The organism is bacterium, from assembly GCA_030247525.1.
Classification (GTDB): Bacteria; Electryoneota; JAOADG01; order JAOADG01; family JAOADG01; genus JAOTSC01.
This window is the reverse complement of the sequence record JAOTSC010000279.1, coordinates 1-2,218: the sequence shown is the minus strand read 5'-3', so window position 1 is coordinate 2,218 and position 2,218 is coordinate 1. Positions and strand designations below refer to the sequence as shown.

Here is a 2,218-nt window from a genome sequence, read left to right as displayed (position 1 = left end):
AGATATACTCGCGATGCTTTGCAGTATGAAAAGTCAAATACTCGGTTAACCAGATCATTTCTACTCCAAAGTGTTGCACAGTCTCGTGCCGCGTCAATTCGATTTCTTGGTTGTGATGCAAGTTACGTGGAATTCTCAAAACTCACAACCTCTTAGTTTCATCTGATCTTAAGCTCACGTACTTTTTTTTGGGTATGATGGTAAGAATCATTGATTCGGTCTGTTTGTTACCCTACCTTATACTCATCAATCTCTTGCACGGTTTGCTTAGACTCAAAAGGAGGCAACAATGAACCGCATGTTATTCGTTCTGGTTGTTATGGCGTTTCTTGCAATGGTAGCAATTGGCGCTCCACAATCATTGAAACTTTCTCCAGCAACACCGGCTACGCCGGTCAAGCTTGAACCAGCTTCTTCGGCTGAAACGTCGGCACCTGTAGTTACTCCTGCGACCGACGAGACCGATCAGGTATGGCAAATCGGAACTACTTATAGCGATTTCTTTAGCTATGGTTCCGCCAACAAGTATATCGCCCGTGATTCAGCCGGATACTTGCACGTATCATGGATGAATGCCCGTCTAACAGGTGGCGGAGACCGGGTTGTATCCTACAATTATCGCAATCCTAGTGGTGCTTGGTCAAGCTCAACCGGAACCCCGGTCTTCACTGGCGTAGGAGCAGGCTTTAATTGCAGCGATGTACGACGCGATGGTCGTGCAGTAGTCACTGCCCATCGCCCCGGAACCAGTTTTGGGTATACTTGTGTAACGGGTATCGATTTAGAAGCCTATGCCAATGCTCTTATCGATGTCGCGACACCGGCTTGTGTGAATCCACCAATTGATTCAATTCTCTGGCCAACTATGTCGATCAACCGGCATAACATGGCACATGTGTTTGCCCGTGAACGTGATGTGGGAGGCATTTATCCGTATTCGCGGATTTACTATTCCCGAACGAATACGGAATTGGAAACCGCAAGTGCATTCGTACCTGGGTTCAATACCTATGGCATCAGCTATGCTACCCAGACATCGCGGACTACCGATAACATCGCTGTCGCTTGGCCGGAGACAAATGTACCGAACGGATATGAGAACCCGGCAGGATGGGCAGGCTATCTCGCATTGCAAATCAACAACGATTTGAAAATTGCTCGTTCCAATGATGGCGGGAACGCTTGGAACTTTGCTAATGCATTGAATGTTACCCGTTTTCGAGGATGGCAAGCGAATCATTTCGCACTGTTCGGCGATACGACTTTAGCGGCGGGCGATACATTTCGATTCTTTAACGATGCGGCTCTGGTTTACGACAATAATAACCAGTTACACGTCGTGTTTGTTACTCGTGGACTCTGGGAAGATGGCACTGCCGATACTACAGCTGGACCACCGGTGTATGGTTTAACCGGCTCCGCAAGCTTTATGTGGCATTGGTCGGAAGCGAATCCCGATACATGCACAATTGTTGCTGATGGTTGGTGGAATGCTCCACAAACTCAAGCGTGGCGCTCTACAATTGATCGACCCTCAATTGGTGTCGCAACCAATGGCGATTTGTATGTCGTGTTCACCCGTTACGACTACGGTGATATGAGTATGAACGGCTGGCCATGTGGTGATGTGTACGCTACTGTTTCCGCAAACAATGGTATGAGCTGGTATCACCCAACAAACTTAACCAATACTGCTGGCGACAGTCTACCCGCTGGCCAAGCTCATAATGAGATTTGGCCGTCGGTCCAAGAAGTCATCACAGATTCGTTGTTTGTGAGTTATATCGACGATATGTCAGGCGGTTCGGCATGGTTTGAGGAAGCGTTATCCGCGGACTGGACATTAAACCCAGTTCGTGTGATGTCGGTTTCACCGAACCAAATCCGCCGCGATTCGCTATTGCTGTATCCGGATTATCCGCCGCTTCACGTACAGCATCTTTATAATGTCAGCACGCCGGAAAATCCGACCACGACATTGCCCGGTGAGTATAAATTGAGCGCTTATCCGAATCCATTCAATCCAGAAGTGAGAATCCAGTTTGCGATGCCCACCAATGGAAACGCGATCGTGAAAGTGTTCGATGTCGCCGGTCGTGAAATTGCTACTTTAGCCGATGGCAAGTACGTAGCAGGTTCCCATCACGTGATGTGGAAACCTGCCAACCAATCGGCAGGTATCTATTTCGTACGAATGGAGAGCAACGGAGTTAGTTCT

Annotated in this window: 1 protein-coding gene; it reads left to right on the top strand. The window is 48.3% G+C overall.

What is annotated here, in order from left to right; translation table 11 throughout:
• Positions 1 to 289 precede the first annotated feature (289 nt).
• Positions 290 to 2,218 (top strand): T9SS type A sorting domain-containing protein (locus OEM52_14955; GenBank protein MDK9701433.1); only part of this gene is annotated, 1,929 nt, incomplete at its 3' end.